Below are 16,966 nucleotides of genomic sequence, written 5' to 3'. Positions count from 1 at the left end.
GAAGGCCGGTACCGGTGGCGATGTTTACTTCTTGATCGAAGCATTCCAGAAATACGGCCACGGCGCCGGATCGACGCCTTCGAGCTTGGTCGACTCGGCCGAGACGGCGTTGAAGTCGCCGATCTTCATGAAGGGTGCGTCGGCATAGACGGCCTTCTGGACATCGGCCCAGAGCGCAACGCGCTTCTTCGGATCGACTTCCGAAGTGAAGGCATCGACGGCTGCCTTGCGGGCCGGCGTATCCCACCAGCCGGGCGAGCTGGTCGAGAGCGAGCCGATGAGGGCCGGCTCCGGCAGGAAGGGGCTATGGGTGATATAGATATCCCAGAGCTTCGGATCGGCGCGGCGCTGCGTCAGCGTCGCCCAGTCCACAACCTGCATATCGACGGTGAAGCCGGCGAGCTTCAGATATTCGGCGGCGACCTGCGCCATCTTATAGTGGAACTCGTACTGGCGGCTGGTCAGGATACGGATCGGTTCGCCGTTATAGCCGGCCTTCTTGGCGGCAGCGGCCGCCCCTTCCGGATCGGCGACGTTATAGGCGCCCTCGACGCCGGCATCCGTCGACCAGGCAAAGGTCTTCGGATAGATGGCGCCGTCGAGAGCGTAGAAATCCGTGCTGCCGAAAGCCGCGGCCAGCATGTCTTCCATGCTGAGCGCCTGGCGGATGGCCTTGCGCACTTCGACATTCTTGTTGATACCCTCGGCCGTATTGAAGACGAAGACGGGATAACCGAAGGGCTTCAGGATGATCGGCTGCGAGGCCGTGGAGGCCTTCAGCTTGTCGTAGGATTCGACAGGGATCGAGTCGACATAATCATACTGGCCGGAAACGGCGGCCTCGACGCGGGTGTTCGGATCCGGCACCGGCACGAAGCGGATCTCATCGAGATATTGATGGCGGGCGCCGCCATAACCATTGCTGTCGCCCTCGCGGGACTTGTAACCGTTGAAGCGGACGAGCTGGATATACTGGTCAGCCTTGCGCTCCTTCAGCATGTAGGGACCGGTGCCGATGAATTCCTTCATCGGCTCGTCCTGCTTTTCGGCGGGGATGATGATCGCGGCCGAATTGTTGAAGGCAAGCAGCGAGGTCAGCGGCGCATAGGGCTGCTTCAGCGTGATCGTGACGGTCGCCGGATCGACGGCCGCGATCTTGTCGATGAAACCGGCCACCTGCTTGCCGCGCGAGGCGATCTTCATCCAGCGGCCGAGCGAGGCGACGACATCGTCCGAAGTCATGTCGCTATTGTCGTGGAACTTGATGCCGGTCCTGAGCTTGATCGTATAGGTTTTGCCGTCGGCGCTGATCTCGGGCAGGCTTTCGGCCAGAAGCGGCGTGACGTTCCAGCTCTTGTCGAAGGTATAGAGCGTTTCGAAAATGTGCTGCGTGACGATGCCGACAAGATCGGCCGTCGACGACATCGGATCGAGCGTCGGCGGCTCGCCGATCGTCGCGACGTTGATGACGCCGCCCTTTTCCTGGGCAAGGAGCGTCGAAGGCAGGGCGACGAGCGCAGTGCCGAGCAGGAATGCGACCAGTGTTTTCATGCGAGATCTCCCGATTTAGTTCCACAATTATGTAATTCATATTTTTGTAAGAGAATAAGAGATGCATCGATCCTGTCAAGCACGCGCGACGGATTATGCCCTCCCGGGTAGCGCGACGCCGGAAAAACACCATCTTCGGCTGCGGCGAGCCCTCTGCACGACGGCCGGGCATTATGCCAAGGTAAGGCGATCGCCCTGCGGCAAGGCTTCAACGGAACGGGAGAACAGGATGAGCATCGATTTCAACGACGGAACATGGCTGAACGAGCCGGCCAACTGGCGGGCAGACGAAGCCGCCCTCACCCTGACGACCGATGAGAAGACCGATTTCTGGCGAGAGACCCATTACGGTTTCATCCGCGACAGCGGCCATTTCCTCGCCTTTCCGAGGGCCGACGGCTTCACCGCACAAATCCGCGTCCAGGGCGAATTCCGCACCCTCTACGACCAGGCCGGCCTGATGGTGCGTATCGACGAGAAACGCTGGGTAAAAACCGGCGTCGAATTCACCGACGGCGAAGCCTTCCTCAGCACCGTCGTCACCGACGGCAAATCCGACTGGTCGGTGGCGCAGCCCTTCAAGGAATTGGAAGACTTCCGCATTCGCGTCACCGTCGCCAACGGCGCGATGCGCATCCAGGCTTCACGTGATGGCAGCTTCTGGCCACTGCTGCGGTTAGCGCCCTTTCCGGCAGCTGACCGATATGAGGTTGGGCCGGCTGCCTGCACGCCGGAGCGCAGTGGGTTGAGGGTGCTGTTTTCGGAGTTCTGGATCGGCCCGGCGATTACGACGGATCTGCATGATTTGAGCTAGAAGAGCGACACTACCGAAAGAACAAGATCAAATGACTGCGAGTGCAGGGCAGCACACTTGACAAAGATAAGATGCCTGTATTTTACTCAAGCCTGCGGAATAGGCAGAAGGCCGCCGCATTGACATGACTCCGATAGTCTCTGGGCAGTTTCGCCCCATGACGCCTCATCGCTCGATGGGACCAGCGTCGTGGGGTTTTTTGATGTGGTCACTTCATGAATGACGCGCTGAAAATCGGCATCCTCTTTTCGACCACCGGCCCTTACGGCTCGATGGGCCGCGACGCGCGCGACGGCGCCGTTTTCGCGATGGCCGAATATGCCGGCGCCGAAGGACTGGCGATCGAACCCGTGTTCTTCGATCCGCATGCCGATCTTGCCGCCTATCTCGATGGTGCGCGCCATCTTTTGCGCGCCGGCTGCCGCCACATCGTCGGCACGATCACCTCTGCGGCGCGCAAGGAGGTCATCCCGCTCGTCGAGAAACATGACGGCCTGCTCTGGTACATGTGCCCCTATGAAGGTTTCGAGGCCAACGAGAACGTCATCTATGTCGGCGGCTGCCCGAACCAGCATCTGTTGCCGCTTTTCGAGCACCTGATCCCGCGTTACGGGTCAAGGCCCTATCTCGTCGGCGCCAACTATGTCTGGGGCTGGGAGATGAATCGGCTCGCCCGCGAACTCATCACCAATGCCGGCGGCGAGGTGCTGGGCGAACGCTATCTCCCGCTCGAGGAAACCGCCGTCGAACGCATCGTTGCCGAGATCGCGCAGCGCCGCCCGAGCTTCATCCTCAACAATCTCATCGGCCCGTCGAGCTACGCCTTCCTGGAGGCGATCAAGGCCTTGGGTGATCGCGACCCGGCCTTCCGCGCGGAAAACTGCCCGGTCGTCAGCTGCGACCTGATGGAATGCGAGCTCGACGATATAGCCGCAGGAGCTGCCGCCGGCCAGCTTTGCGCCGCGTCCTATTTCGACAGTATCGCGACCCCCGAAAATGCTGCCTTCAAGGCCCGTGTCACAGAGCGTCACGGCACGGAGCGGCGTGTCTCCAGCGTCTTTGCCAGTGCCTATACGGCCGTCCGGCTCTGCGTCGACGCGATCGTCGCTGCCGGCGGTGATGAGCCCGACGCCGTCCGGCGCGAGCTCTACAATCGATCCTGGCCGACCCTGTTCGGTGCGCTGGCGATCGACCGCGAGACCAATCACGCCGCCCTGCCCTTCCATCTCGGCCGGATCAACGCCGACAACGGCTTCGATGTCGTCGCCTCGCGGCCGCCGCTCGCCGCCGACCCCTATCTGACCGGCCGTAACCGACAGGCCTTGCCGCGGCTGAGGGTGGTGTCATGAGAGAGACACCCAATTTCACCGGCTGGCTGGCGACGGTCCTGCATCGCGAGGACGGCAACACCGACAAGCTGGTCCGCCAGCTTCGCCTGCTCGGCATCGATGCAACGCTGCAATGGGCGCCGCTTTCGGCCGCAGTACTGCCTGATCTCGTTATCGTCGATGCCGACCAGGGCTGGGACGATCTGCTGCCCTGGAACGGCGAAACGCCTGCCTGCCCCGTCGTCGCCTTGCTTGGTTCGGAAGCGCCCGGCCGCATCGCCTGGGCGCTCGGACAGGGTGCCGGCGCGGTCATCGCCAAACCGATCGCCACATCGGCCGTCTATCCGGCGCTTGTCATGGCCGTCTCCATTCATCAGGAACGCAAGGCGACTGCGGAAAAGCTGCAATATCTCGAAGAGCGCGTCCGGCTGCGGCCGCTCGTTCACGCCGCCGTCGAAAAGCTTCGGGCCGCACACGGCATCGACGAGGAGAGCGCTTACGCAATCCTGCGCAACTGCGCCATGCGCCGCCGCCTGCCGATGGAGCAGATATCAGCCTTCATTCTGGCAGGAGCAGAACCTCTGCCGGAGGCGGGCTGATGCATGTGCTGAAACAGATGATTCGCCAGCCGACCGCCCTCTTCGGCCTGATCGTCGTCACACTCGTCATCGGGCTCGCCATCGCAGCGCCGTGGATCGCGCCGTTCAGTCCGGACGAGCAGATGTTTGACGGCCTCTCACTCGAAGGCGCGCCGCTGCCGCCGGGCGGCCCCTATCTGCTGGGCACCGACACGCTCGGCCGCGACCTCTTTTCCCGCCTGCTGTTCGGCGCCCGCACCTCGCTGATCATCGGCCTTGTCGCCAATGGCATCGCGGTGGCGATCGGCCTCTTCGTCGGCATCGTTGCCGGTTATCTCCGCGGGCTGCCGGGCAACATCCTGATGCGCTTCACCGATCTGATGATGGCCTTTCCGGCGCTGCTGCTCGCCATCGTGCTCGCCGCATTGCTGAAGCCGAGCCTCTGGATCGTCGCCATGGTGATCGCGCTCGTCAACTGGGTGCAGGTCGCCCGCATCGTCTATACCGAGACTCGCGGCCTGGTGGAGCGCGATTTTATCATGGCGGAGCGCTCGCTCGGCGCCGGCCATATGCGTGTGCTCTTCATGCATATCCTGCCGCATCTCGTGCCGACGGCAATCGTCTGGGGCACGCTCGGCATCGCCACCACCGTACTGCTCGAGGCGACACTTTCCTTCCTCGGCGTCGGCGTCCAGCCGCCGCAGCCCTCCTGGGGCAACATCATCTTCGAGAGCCAAAGCTATTTCCAGGCCGCCCCCTGGCTGGTCTTCATTCCCGGCGCGATCATCCTTCTGACGGCGCTTTCCTTCAATCTGGTGGGCGACGCGCTGCGCGACATACTCGACCCGACCCAGCGCGGGAGGGGCTGATGGCGTCCCTCATGCTGCGCCGGTTGGCACAGGCGGCCCTCATCCTGCTCGGCGTCGCGGCAATCACCTTCGTGCTGCTCTACGCCCTTCCGGCCGACCCGGCCCGCATGATCGCCGGCCGCAGTGCCACGGCCCAGACGGTCGCCAACATCCGCCATGAGCTCGGACTCGACCAGCCGCTGCTGGTCCAGTTCGGCACCTATCTCGGCAATCTGCTGCATGGCAATCTCGGCCGCTCCTATGCGCAGAAAACCGATGTCTGGACGCTGATCGCCGCGCGGCTACCGGCGACGTTGACGCTGATGCTTGCCGGCATCTTCGTCGAGGTGGTGCTCGGCCTGACGCTGGGCACCATCGCCGCCGTGCGTCGCGGCGGCTTCGTCGACCGGCTGGTGATGATGGCCTCCTTTGTCGGCACCTCGGCGCCGCAGTTCCTCGTCGCCCTGCTGCTGCTCTACCTGCTGGCGGCAACGCTCGGCTGGTTTCCGATGAGCGGTTATGGCAGCTTCTCGCATCTCGTCCTGCCTGCCGTCACACTCGGCATCTGCGGCGCCGGCTGGTACGCCCGCATGGTGCGCTCGTCGATGATCGAAGTGCTGAACCAGGATTATGTCCGCACGGCGCGCGCCAAGGGTCTTTCCTCGAAGCGCGTCATCCTGCGCCATGCGCTGCCCAATGCCGTGCTGCCCATCATCGCCATGATCGGCATCGATATCGGCCAGTTCATGGGCGGCGTGGTCGTGGTCGAAGCCGTCTATGGATGGCCCGGCATCGGCCAGCTCGCCTGGCAGGCGATCCAGCAGGTCGACATCCCGATCATCATGGGCGTCACCCTGACGTCTGCGCTCGCCATCATCATCGGCAATCTGCTTGCCGACCTCATCGCGCCGGTCATCGATCCGCGCATCCGCACACGCTGACAGCAACCAAAGAAGGGGAACCCAAATGTTCAAACGCTGGCTGCAACAGACGACCATGGCAACGATGGTGGCGCTCGCCCCATTGTCCGTCATGGCCGAGGAAACGCCCAAGCAGGGCGGCGATATCGTCGTCACCTACAAGGACGACATCACCACACTCGACCCGGCGATCGGCTACGACTGGGTCAACTGGTCGATGATCAAGAGCCTCTATTCCCGACTGATGGATTATGCGCCCGGCACGCCGAACCCGGTCCCCTCGCTTGCCGAAAGCTTCACCGTTTCGCCCGATGGCTTGACCTATACCTTCAAGCTGCACAAGGGCGTGAAGTTCTCGAACGGCCGCGAGGTCGTCGCCTCAGACGTGAAATATTCGATCGAACGCGCCGTCGACCCGAAGACGCAAGGGCCCGGCGCAGGATTTTTCGGCGCGATCAAGGGCTTCGAGGATGAAACCGGCGGCAAGACGACGACGCTCTCCGGCATCGAGACGCCTGACGATAGCACCGTCATCTTCAACCTCTCGCGCCCCGACGCCACCTTCCTGCACGTGCTTGCCATCAACTTCGCTTCGGTCGTGCCGAAGGAAGCCGTCGAGGCAGCCGCCGGCGACTTCGGCAAGAAGCCGGTCGGCTCCGGCACCTTCATCCTGAAGGACTGGACGATCGGCCAGCAGCTCGTTTTCGAGCGCAACAAGGATTATTTCGTCAAGGGCATTCCCTATATCGACAGCTTCAAGGTCGAGGTCGGCCAGGAGCCGCTGGTGGCGCTCTTGCGCCTGCAGAAGGGCGAGGTCGATATTGCCGGCGACGGCATTCCGCCGGCAAAATTCCTCGAGATCAAGAATTCGGCCGACGGCGCGCAGATGATCGTCGACGGCGAGCAGCTGCACACCGGCTACATCACGCTCAACACCAAGGTGAAGCCCTTCGACAACGTCAAGGTTCGCCAGGCGTTGAACATGGCGATCAACAAGGAGCGCATCACCCGAATCCTCAATGGCCGTGCAACGCCTGCCAACCAGCCGCTGCCGCCGCTGATGCCGGGCTACGACAAGTCCTTCACCGGCTATGCCTATGACTTGGCGAAAGCCAAGGCGCTGCTTGCCGAAGCCGGCTACCCCGACGGCTTCGAGACCGTGCTCTACTCCACCAACACCGACCCGCAGCCGCGGATCGCCCAGGCGATCCAGCAGGATCTGGCTGCCGTCGGCGTCAAGGCCGAAGTCCGGGCGCTGGCCCAGGCGAACGTCATCTCGGCCGGCGGCACGGAAGGCGAAGCGCCGATGATCTGGTCGGGCGGCATGGCCTGGATCGCCGACTTCCCGGATCCGTCCAACTTCTACGGCCCGATCCTCGGTTGCGCCGGCGCGGTTCCGGGCGGCTGGAACTGGTCATGGTACTGCAACGCCGATCTCGACAAGCGCGCCGTTGCCGCCGACTCGATGTCCGATCCGGCAAAGGCAACCGAGCGCACCGCGGCCTGGGGCAAGATCTTCACCGACATCATGGCCGATGCGCCGTGGATCCCTGTCATCAACGAACGCCGCGTCGTCGCCAAGTCGCTGCGCATGGGCGGCGCTGACAACATCTACATCGATCCGACCCGCGTCATTAATTACGACGCGATCTACGTCAAGCAATAGACCCAAGGATCAAGCCTTCCCGGCGCTAGCCGGGAAGGCCATAAATTTCAGGGAGACATGACATGTGCATCGCCTGCACCCACACCATTCACCGCGCCCAGCATAATTTCGGCTGGAACAAGGATTTCGCCCCCGCCGTCGTCGCCAAGCCGGGCGAGACGATCCACTTCGAATGCATGGATTCATCAGGTGGCCAGCTCGGAAGCGACGCGACCCTGGAAACGCTGAACGCGCTCGATTTCGGCAAGATCAACCCGGTCTCCGGCCCGGTCTATATCGAAGGCGCCAAACCCGGCGACGCGCTGAAGGTGACGCTGCGCAAGTTCATTCCCTCGGGCATCGGCTGGACGGCCAATATCCCAGGCTTCGGCCTGCTCGCCGATCAATTCAAGGATCCGGCGCTGCATGTCTGGTCCTATGACGCGACAAGCATGGTGCCCGCCCTTTACGGCCCGGGCGGCCGCGTGCCGCTGAAGCCCTTCGCCGGCACGATCGGCGTCGCCCCCGCCGAGCCCGGCACCCATTCCGTCGTTCCCCCACGTCGCGTCGGCGGCAACATGGACATCCGCGACCTGACGGCGGGGGTGACGCTCTATCTGCCCGTCGAGGTCGACGGCGCGCTGTTTTCGATCGGTGATACCCATGCCGCCCAGGGCGATGGCGAAGTCTGCGGCACGGCGATCGAAAGCCAGATGAACGTCGAAGCGACGATCGAGCTCGTCAAGGACGCCAAGCTGCAGACGCCGCGCTTCACCACGACCGAACCGGTAACCCGCCATCTCGACGGCGCCGGCTACGAGGTGACGACCGGCATCGGCCCTGACCTGATGACCGGGGCGCGCGAAAGCGTCATGCGAATGATCGATCTTCTCGGCGCGGAACACGGCATGAGCGCCGTCGATGCCTATCTGCTCTGCTCCGTCTGCGGCGATCTCCGGATCAGCGAGATCGTCGACCAGCCGAACTGGGTGGTTTCCTTCTACTTCCCGAGGATCGTGTTCGCGTGAACGAAGCCATGCCCGCCGCAGCACCGGTGCTCAGCCTTCGCAATCTGAGCGTCGATGCCCGCACCCCCGAAGGCCGCAAGCCGGTGCTCCAGGATGTCAGCTTCGACCTTGCAAGCGGCGAAACGCTCTGCATTGCCGGCGAATCCGGCTCCGGCAAGTCGGTCACCTCGCTGTCGATCATGGGGCTCTTGCCGAAAGCCTCGCTGAAGGTCGCCTCCGGCAGCGTGCTGCTTGGCGAGCGCGACCTGCTCACGCTTTCCGACCGGGCGATGCGCAGCGTGCGTGGCGGCGATATCGCCATGGTGTTCCAGGAGCCGATGACCTCGCTCAACCCGGTCATGTCGGTCGGCAACCAGCTGACCGAGGCAATCCGCGCGCACCAGGGCAGCGAGAATGCCGAGGCAGTGGCGCTGAAGATGCTCGATGCCGTGCAGATCACCGAGCCGGCCCGGCGGCTGAAGCAATATCCGCACGAGCTTTCCGGCGGCATGCGCCAGCGGGTGATGATCGCCATGGCGCTCTCCTGCCGGCCGAAGGTGCTGATCGCCGACGAGCCGACGACGGCACTCGACGTCACAGTACAGGCGCAGATCCTCAGGCTGATGCGCGAGTTGAAGCGCGAATTCGGCGCCTCGATCATCCTCATTACGCACGACATGGGCGTCGTCGCCGAAATGGCCGATCGCGTCGTCATCATGCAGAATGGCAGGATCGTCGAGCAAGGAACGGCGCTCGCCGTCTTCCAACGGCCGAAGGAGGCCTATACGCAGCAATTGCTTGCCGCCGTCCCGCGGCTCGGCGCGCTTGCCGGCACCGACCGTCCACCGCGCGTCACGCAACGCGCCGTCGAAACGCTGCATCCGGACCGCACGCCGGTCCTGAACGTGCGCGACCTCACCGTCACCTATGGCAATGCCGCAAGCCGGTTTTTCAGGGGCAAGCCGCCGGTGGCGGCCGTCGATGGCGTCTCCTTCGATATCCTGCCGGGTGAAACGCTCGGCCTCGTCGGCGAAAGCGGCTCCGGCAAATCGACGACGGGCAAGGCCGTCCTCGGTCTCATCCCCTTCAAGGGCAACGTCCTGATCGACGGTCGCAATATCGCCGGGCTCAGCCAGCGCGAGATGCGGCCCGTACGCCGCTCGGCGCAGATGATCTTCCAGGATCCTTATGCCTCGCTCGACCCGCGCATGGCCGTCGGCAAGGCGATCGGCGAACCGATGGTCATCCACGGCATCGGCAACCACAGTGAAAGGCAGGACCGCGTCGCCGAACTGCTGCGCCGGGTCGGCCTGACGCCTGATGCCGCGACGCGCTATCCACACGAGTTTTCAGGCGGCCAGCGCCAGCGCATCTGCATCGCCCGGGCGCTGGCGCTGGAGCCCAAGCTGATCGTCGCCGACGAAAGCGTCGCAGCGCTTGACGTCTCCGTCCGCGCCCGCGTGCTCGACCTGCTGCTCGAACTGCAGGAAACGCTGGGGCTCGCCTATCTCTTCATCTCTCACGACATGGCAGTGATCGAGCGCATGTCGTACAACGTCGCCGTCATGCGCGCCGGCCGCATTATCGAAACCGGGACGCGGCGGGATATCTTCGAGAACCCAAGGGATGACTACACCCGCGCGCTGATCGCCGCAGTTCCAATCCCCGATCCGGAGGTCTATCGCGGCAGGGAAGCGCATGCCTAACTGAAGGTTAGGCATAACTAAAATGTCGACGAGGCACGCCTTGCGGGAATAGACCAGCGCGAACCGGAGACGGGGAGCGTTTAAGTTAGCTTCACCTTCGTATCAAACGAGTATCTGAGACAAAAGCCATTCAATTGGGTTCGGTATTTCGCCAAAATTCAGGCGGTTTCTGCACTTGCAAACGATCGACGGCACCTCCCAATTACAACAACGTCTTTGATGTTCGTTATAATTTAAGTTAGCCCCTGTCGTTTTTCAATTCGATGAACCTACCAAAACTTGGGGCAGGCGGCGAAAGAATCCCTTAGGCTGCGCAGCAACGGCCCATCGAGATCGCTTTCCAAGCGCGCTTCAAGGCGTATCATCCCTTGTGAAATGATTGGTTCAAGTACTTGAATTGTAGTTTCAAAGGATGTTGCAGTTCGCTCAATAACAAAACGGAAGTATTCGCTCATGTCCACAAGCCTGAGGATTTTCGGTTCTTGCGATGAAAGGGCGATTGTAAATTCATCCCAAATGTCCGTATCGAACCAAACGTCCGTCGCCAGATAGGAAAAACATCCAGTGGAGTGTTTTATGCTCAACTCGACGCTCCAACGCATTGAGGCTTGATCGTTCGGATCCAGTTCTAAAAAGCTTAGCCCTAAGGAAACGGTTTCAGAGTCAAAAATTATATCACTCATGGGATGTACAACGCATGCTTGATCACAGGGAGGAGGTCTGTTGGCCGTTCACTAAAAATCAGTTCCCAGCCGTTCATATTGTAAACCTTATTGTATTCGATACTTCCCGCAGAGGATATTTGTTTTGCTGCGTCCGAAAATCTACTCAAAAGAATCTGATCATTGGCCGGGTTCGAATGACCTGCCACTGAAGTTTCATCCGGCCGCGATTAGAGCCTCGGTGGTTCTAAATATGCCAACTGGCGCGGTGGGAGCAACCGGCGGAACGCGAAGCTTTCATCTCGCGCAGCGTTGGAGCCGGTTGCGGCGATGCTCCCGGCGTAGCCTGCCGGGGTCTGGTATCCGAGCGACGAGTGTGGCCGGAAATGGTTATAGTCGTCAGCCCATTCAGCAATGACGCTGCGGGCATGATCCAGGCCGAAGAAGATGCTCTCGTTGAGTAACTCGTCGCGCATTCGACCGTTGAAACTCTCGACATATCCGTTCTGCATTGGCTTCCCCGGTGCGATGTAGTGCCACTCCACCTTGTGATCCCTCGACCATGCGAGAATGGCATTCGACGTTAGTTCGGTGCCGTTGTCGGAGACAATCATTCCGGGCTTGCCGCGTCGTTCGATCAGCGTTGTCAGTTCTCGGGCGACACGTCGACCAGAGATAGACGTGTCCGGGATCGCTGCCAGGCATTCGCGCGTCACGTCATCAACGACATTGAGGACCCGGAATCGTCTGCCGCAGGCGAACTGGTCGTGGACGAAATCCAGCGACCAGCGGGCATTGGCTTTCGCCTCGACCAGGATCGGTGCACGCGTGCCGACAGCACGCCGCCGGGCCTTTCGCTTGCGAACGGAAAGCCCTTCCTCGCGATAAAGACGGTAGATGCGATTGACGCCGGACGGCTCTCCATCCCGCAGAAGCAGGATGAACAGCCGACGATAGCCGAAACGCCGCCGCTCGTTGGCGAGGTCGCGCAGCTTCGCCCGCAATTCTATCTCCGGTGGTCGACTTGACCGATAGCGGACCGTCTTGCGGTCGGCGGATATGATCTGGCAGGCCCGCCGCTCCGAGAGACCCATGACGGCCTTCAGATGGGTGACGGCTTCACGCTTGGCGGCAGGCCCTACCATTTTTTTGCAAGAAGCTCGCGGAGTGCGGCTGCATCGAGCATCTGCTCGGCCAGCAACTTCTTTAGCTTGGTATTCTCGTCCTCAAGCGCCTTCAGACGCTTCGCTTCGGAGACTTCCATGCCGCCGTATTTGGCTTTCCAATTATAAAACGTTGCTTCTGAAATCCCTTGCTTGCGGCAGAGGTCGGCCACTTTCGCACCTGCCTCCTGTTCCTTCAGCACCGCAATAATCTGCTCTTCCGTAAATCTCTGCTTCTTCATATGTCCGTCCTCAAGGGGCCGGACTCTAATCCATTCTGGAGGAAATTCTCAGTGGCAGGTCAGGTGGTTACAGCGTCGGTATTGACGAACATAACGGATCACATGGGGTTTCACGGGCGGCGACACACCCGCCGTTATACTGAGATCGGCTCATGCTTGACGAGAAAGAAATCGTCGGGAAACAACTTCTTGAGTTCCGCCCTCCGTTTCGAGAAATGGGAATAATTGTCGGCTAAGTCATTTATATTGTCCGTCAGTCTCAACAAGTAGCCGTCATTGATTTTTTCGATAGTGAAGCCCGCTTCTTCAATTTGTTCGGCTTTGACTGCTTTGGCCAACTCTCCTCCAAGAAATGTGGCCCAACCGAGATTCGGAATGTCCTTAAGCGTTCCTCTAGGGGGCACCACTCCTCCACCAAAATAACTCTCAGGTGTCCCAGACCGTTCCGTGTCTTCGATAGGTACGAAGTAATGCAGCAAACCAAAAGTGGGCCTCATGACGCGGCACAGACGCCGGAAAGCCGGCAGCCAATCAACCGTCTTATGTGGCGCGGCATAAACCGAAAGCTTCCCACTAAGCCAATGTCCAAGCATGTTGGTTTGGCTATGCTTGATTTCAGCTTGATATCTGATGTCTTTTTTTCTTCTCCAGCCTAGGCCGATAGGAAACTCAATCAATGATCCCCTAATGCGCGAGCGCGCAATTCCTGCCCAATGGGGCTCACACTGCTCGATAGAATGAAACTCGCCAATGCGCGTCTCCCATTGATATATGCTCTCAGGTACCAGGCGAAAATCCGCCTCGCAGAAGGCCAACAGCACCTCCTTGCCAACGGACCAATCAGTGGTAGCAGCGTCCGTATTGATGAACATGCGCATCATATGGTGTTTCATGTCGCGCCTCTAAAAATCGGTTATTAAACCGGTTGCAGGATCGAAACGATAAATGCCGCCCCCAACAAGTTCATTTATTCGTCTGATTTCGCGCTCCAGGGGCTTTGTAGGCCTAGTGTTCGGACTAACGACGAGGTTAAACGGCTGCCCGAACGCTTCAGCAGCTCTCAGTTGCGCGCGCAGTTGATCGGAATTGGATAGATATTTTACATTCTTCGCCTCAACTATTCCCACGACAGTTTTGTCCCAAAGATCGGGAATGGTCGTAACCTCTTTGCCGTTTTTAAGCGATACAGTCACTGGTACGCCATTCCTGGCAGCACCGACGTGGTCGAGTGCGTCAATGATCTGCTCTTCGAAGGTGACGCCGGAAAAACACCATCTTCGGCTGCGGCACGCCCTCTGCACCACGGCCGGGTATTATGCCAAAGTAAGGCGATCGCCCTGCGGCAAGGCTTCAACGGAACGGGAGAACAGGATGAGCATCGATTTCAACGACGGGACATGGCTGAACGAGCCGGCCAACTGGCGGGCAGACGAAGCCGCCCTCACCCTGACGACCGATGAGAAGACCGATTTCTGGCGTGAAACCCACTACGGCTTCACCCGCGACAGCGGCCATTTCCTCACCTTTCCCACGACCGAGAGCTTTACCGCGCAGATCCGCGTCCAGGGCGAATTCCGCACCCTCTACGACCAGGCCGGCCTGATGGTGCGCATCGACGAAAGACGCTGGGTGAAGTCAGGCGTCGAGTTCACCGACGGCGAACCCTTCCTAAGCACCGTCGTCACCGACGGCAAGTCCGACTGGTCGGTGGCGCAGCCCTTCAGGGAATTGGAGGATTTCCACATCCGCGTGACCATCAAAAACGGCGCCATGCGCATCCAGGCCTCGCGCGACGGCAGCGTCTGGCCGCTGCTGCGGTTAGCGCCCTTCCCGGCGGCCACGCGCTATGAGGTCGGACCGACTGCCTGCACGCCGGAGCGCAGCGGGCTGAGGGTGCAGTTTTCGGAGTTTTCGGTTGGGCCGGCGATTACGACGGGGCTACATGATTTGAGTTGAGGATCTGTATTGCGTTCAACCGCCGGAGATCAGCTTGCCGCTCGGCACCATTCATTGGGGATATCATCAGAACAGCTCGGCAACGCTATCCGGTATAGCTGGCGCGGATTGACCAATATAATTTTTGATCAACCAAGGACCGGCAACAAGATCGATATTATCGATGCCGCCTTCATCAAATAACCCCTCTAAATTTTTTCGAAACTCTTCAAATCCACCTTCGTATAGGGTTTTGCAAAAGCCACTATCCGCCTGGCGCACAGATGTGCCAGGACGTGATCCAGCTTGTAAATGGCATCAAGCCGATCCGACCATTGATTTATCTCCTCGGCAAGCTGTCGCGAAATTGGCAGCGTGTAGGGGTCAACATTGTCGCGCATTTCCATGTCCCAAATCGCCCAACATTGGACTTCGGCCATCAACGTCAGACGCCTGCGGACTGGCCGAATAGCCTTGCCCCTAGTCATGAAGAACCTCCCGCAAGCCTTCGCATTGCGGGCCTGTATTTTATCTTTCTGAAAACACCTCGCTTTCCCTTGTCATAATTTAGCATGAAATAGAGGCGGTCAGTGAATCCTGACCTAACACCTCCAATGCTGATACCCCGGCATTTCAATTCGGTAATCGCCCTAGCAGCTGATCAACGTCAATATTCATGGCGCTCGCCAAACGACGAATGAAGTCCCTTACCGCAATGCTCGCCACCTTGTTTTCCTCGGCATAAATCGCGACTGCTGTTCTCAACGCAAGTCCATACTCACCGACATCGATATATTCTTGTATTTCAGTGCATTCCGATTCAGATAGCTCTGATTTTGCTGATTCCATTAGGCCCTGAAATAGCAATTCAATTTCCTCAAATCTGCGTGACAACTGCATCTCCTATTTCGGGTTTTGCACGACACCCGGACCTTTTACCGGCCAACCGCTAATGATCTTGCCATCGGACCCTACGATAACCCTGATTTTAACACCCTCGCGCTCGCCTATAACAACCGTTGCGCCATCCCGACCAGGCAATCGATCAGAAGCAGGATCAGTCGCGACGTCTGAAATTTCTCCGAGAATTTTTTCGTCGGACCATCCGCTTGGAAACTCGCTTTTTCCTGGGTTTCCCGTACCAGGACGATGACCTCCGCCTTCCGCATCCCCGTCCAAGACATCCCCGGCGGCGTCAGGATCGAGAAGGTTAGGCTTTTCCTCATTTGCGTTGTTTGAATTGCTCGTCTCATTATAGACAACACTTATACCTCCACGAGACAGCTGCTTTGCCATATCGGCAAGCATTGTGACCGGCATGGCCCCGTCCAGCACCCTTCCAGCAACCAGTTCATAACCACCACTTGCCGTGAGGTTGAGGACCAGTGAAACCTCCTGACCGTTAGGCAAGGTGACAAGAACGCTCCTTTTAAATTGGTCCTGTTGCCCCGTAAGATGGACGATAGTGCCGTCTTTGAGCGTCGTCTTTTGGTCGATCGCTGCACCTGCTGGCCCGGCGGAAACGAGGAGGAACAAGCTGGCGAGAGCTATAGTGGCGGCTGTCGCTGCTGCGCTCGCTTGCGATGCGGCAAGCCGTGTCTCCGTCAGGAACAATCCCAAGCAGTCCAGTGCTCCGCTCGGCGTAATTGTGTACGTCTGGCTTCCGGCAGTGATAAGGCAACTCGCAGGGTTGGCATACGCAGGCGTAATCAGCCAATCGAAGATACTAAAACCCGCATCGCCACTCTGTTGACCGCAGCTCGCTAACTGCGCCAGAACCTTCGGATCATTGCGGTAAGCGGACAGCGCTGCCGCAGAGCTATGGTCACTGGCTGACAATTTGCCATCTGCAGCCAATCGATCAAGGGCGTTGCCAATCGCTTCCGCGACTGTCTGCCCGGCCTTGATTGCCGCCTCGAGACTGTTGGTCGACAGATACACATCGAGATTGACATGTTTGTCCCTGGTGATCTCGTAGGCCTTGTCGGGATCGCGGTTGAGTTCATCAAGCGGACGCGTGGAAGTGCCGTTCTGTTCGAGAGCGGCCTGCTGGTTCTGATCGCGAATGACGATGTCGCCCGGACCGACGGTGGCCCGTACCGTCCGAGAGCATCATCGATGATCCCTCTCAAAGTCCTTTAGCAAGGTCACCCAATGGTTGAGTCACCAAATAATTCAGAAATGCTGTTCGGGACGGTTGGCGCCGACTTGCCAATGTTGTTTTTGATCAACCAAGGACCGGCAACGAGATCGATATTGTCGATGCCGCCTCCATCAAATAAATTCTCCAAGTCTTGACGAAACTCTTCAAATCCGTCTTCGTACAAGGTTTTTCTAAAGTTACCATTTTCCTGGCGGATTGATTTTCCAGGACTAAAATCTCCTTCAGAAATCAGGAAATTAGCCAGCCGGAGTGCGTGGTTAAATCTGTCGGCTTCAGATTTTTCGTATGGGGCATCCTCTCTGTCGAAGCTAACGACACCGATGATGAACCCGAAGAATATTATATCCCTATCTCCTTCATCATAGAGGTAGTCCACGATTGTCTTTGCATATTCTCTGTCCAC

Annotated in this window: 17 protein-coding genes and 1 pseudogene; 9 read left to right on the top strand and 9 right to left on the bottom strand. The window is 59.5% G+C overall.

From position 1 onward, the window contains the following. Positions 1-24: 24 nt before the first annotated feature. Positions 25-1,551: an ABC transporter substrate-binding protein gene (locus tag NE851_RS04005; RefSeq protein WP_063476058.1), complete on the bottom strand. Its 1,527-nt coding sequence runs from the start codon at positions 1,549-1,551 to the stop codon at positions 25-27. Between the two features lie 229 nt (positions 1,552-1,780). Here NE851_RS04005 and NE851_RS04000 point away from each other — a divergent pair, with 229 nt between their 5' ends. From NE851_RS04000 to NE851_RS03965, 8 genes are all read left to right on the top strand, one after another. Further along, a complete protein-coding gene (locus tag NE851_RS04000) occupies positions 1,781-2,365 on the top strand; it encodes a DUF1349 domain-containing protein (RefSeq protein WP_097544060.1) in 585 nt (194 codons plus the stop codon). A 215-nt stretch (positions 2,366-2,580) separates the two neighbouring features. Then, positions 2,581-3,714: a transporter substrate-binding protein gene (locus NE851_RS03995; protein ID WP_097544061.1), complete on the top strand. Its 1,134-nt coding sequence runs from the start codon at positions 2,581-2,583 to the stop codon at positions 3,712-3,714. Further along, positions 3,711-4,292 carry an ANTAR domain-containing response regulator gene (locus NE851_RS03990; RefSeq protein WP_254955468.1) on the top strand — a complete coding sequence of 194 codons (582 nt, stop codon included), beginning with the start codon at positions 3,711-3,713 and terminating at the stop codon, positions 4,290-4,292. Before NE851_RS03995 ends, NE851_RS03990 begins: the two co-directional genes overlap by 4 nt. Beyond that, complete coding sequence (locus NE851_RS03985) at positions 4,292-5,140, top strand: ABC transporter permease (protein WP_017996436.1); 849 nt, start codon at positions 4,292-4,294, stop codon at positions 5,138-5,140. The genes NE851_RS03990 and NE851_RS03985 overlap by 1 nt, the downstream gene beginning before the upstream one ends. Next, on the top strand, positions 5,140-6,060 hold the full coding sequence (locus NE851_RS03980) for an ABC transporter permease (RefSeq protein ID WP_097544063.1): 921 nt from the start codon (positions 5,140-5,142) through the stop codon (positions 6,058-6,060). The genes NE851_RS03985 and NE851_RS03980 overlap by 1 nt, the downstream gene beginning before the upstream one ends. A gap of 25 nt (positions 6,061-6,085) precedes the next feature. Then, positions 6,086-7,705, top strand: a complete 1,620-nt coding sequence (locus NE851_RS03975) for an ABC transporter substrate-binding protein (protein ID WP_097544064.1) — start codon at positions 6,086-6,088, stop codon at positions 7,703-7,705. A gap of 62 nt (positions 7,706-7,767) precedes the next feature. Next, the gene (locus tag NE851_RS03970) at positions 7,768-8,712 is read left to right on the top strand and encodes an acetamidase/formamidase family protein (protein ID WP_097544065.1); all 945 of its coding nucleotides are present in this window, start codon (positions 7,768-7,770) and stop codon (positions 8,710-8,712) included. After that, a complete protein-coding gene (locus tag NE851_RS03965) occupies positions 8,709-10,397 on the top strand; it encodes an ABC transporter ATP-binding protein (protein ID WP_097630964.1) in 1,689 nt (562 codons plus the stop codon). Before NE851_RS03970 ends, NE851_RS03965 begins: the two co-directional genes overlap by 4 nt. Before the next feature lie 269 nt (positions 10,398-10,666). On the opposite strand, the gene NE851_RS03960 is transcribed toward NE851_RS03965, so the two are convergent. The 4 genes and pseudogenes from NE851_RS03960 to NE851_RS03945 form a co-directional block, all read right to left on the bottom strand. Next, the gene (locus NE851_RS03960) at positions 10,667-11,080 is read right to left on the bottom strand and encodes a hypothetical protein (RefSeq protein ID WP_097544067.1); all 414 of its coding nucleotides are present in this window, start codon (positions 11,078-11,080) and stop codon (positions 10,667-10,669) included. 195 nt (positions 11,081-11,275) lie between these two features. Continuing rightward, a pseudogene (locus NE851_RS03955) lies at positions 11,276-12,464 on the bottom strand (IS3 family transposase). A gap of 134 nt (positions 12,465-12,598) precedes the next feature. Further along, positions 12,599-13,357, bottom strand: a complete 759-nt coding sequence (locus NE851_RS03950) for a hypothetical protein (protein ID WP_143541096.1) — start codon at positions 13,355-13,357, stop codon at positions 12,599-12,601. Between the two features lie 9 nt (positions 13,358-13,366). After that, on the bottom strand, positions 13,367-13,765 hold the full coding sequence (locus NE851_RS03945; RefSeq protein ID WP_245433470.1) for a putative toxin: 399 nt from the start codon (positions 13,763-13,765) through the stop codon (positions 13,367-13,369). Positions 13,766-13,835: 70 nt separating this feature from the next. Here NE851_RS03945 and NE851_RS03940 point away from each other — a divergent pair, with 70 nt between their 5' ends. Beyond that, positions 13,836-14,420, top strand: a complete 585-nt coding sequence (locus tag NE851_RS03940) for a DUF1349 domain-containing protein (RefSeq protein WP_097630742.1) — start codon at positions 13,836-13,838, stop codon at positions 14,418-14,420. Between the two features lie 188 nt (positions 14,421-14,608). Here the strand turns inward: NE851_RS03940 and NE851_RS03935 are convergent, their stop codons facing one another. From NE851_RS03935 to NE851_RS03920, 4 genes are all read right to left on the bottom strand, one after another. Next, complete coding sequence (locus tag NE851_RS03935; RefSeq protein WP_097543431.1) at positions 14,609-14,887, bottom strand: immunity protein CdiI family protein; 279 nt, start codon at positions 14,885-14,887, stop codon at positions 14,609-14,611. A gap of 145 nt (positions 14,888-15,032) precedes the next feature. Then, positions 15,033-15,293, bottom strand: a complete 261-nt coding sequence (locus NE851_RS03930) for a MafI family immunity protein (RefSeq protein WP_179867819.1) — start codon at positions 15,291-15,293, stop codon at positions 15,033-15,035. Between the two features lie 9 nt (positions 15,294-15,302). Then, on the bottom strand, positions 15,303-16,340 hold the full coding sequence (locus tag NE851_RS03925) for an EndoU domain-containing protein (protein ID WP_210202130.1): 1,038 nt from the start codon (positions 16,338-16,340) through the stop codon (positions 15,303-15,305). 206 nt (positions 16,341-16,546) lie between these two features. Next, positions 16,547-16,966: a hypothetical protein gene (locus tag NE851_RS03920; RefSeq protein ID WP_143541060.1), complete on the bottom strand. Its 420-nt coding sequence runs from the start codon at positions 16,964-16,966 to the stop codon at positions 16,547-16,549.

Source organism: Rhizobium anhuiense bv. trifolii (assembly GCF_024346605.1).
In the GTDB taxonomy this organism is placed as follows: Bacteria; Pseudomonadota; Alphaproteobacteria; order Rhizobiales; family Rhizobiaceae; genus Rhizobium; species Rhizobium anhuiense.
The sequence above is the reverse complement of the archived record's forward strand: the minus strand, read 5'-3'. Positions and strand labels throughout refer to the sequence as shown.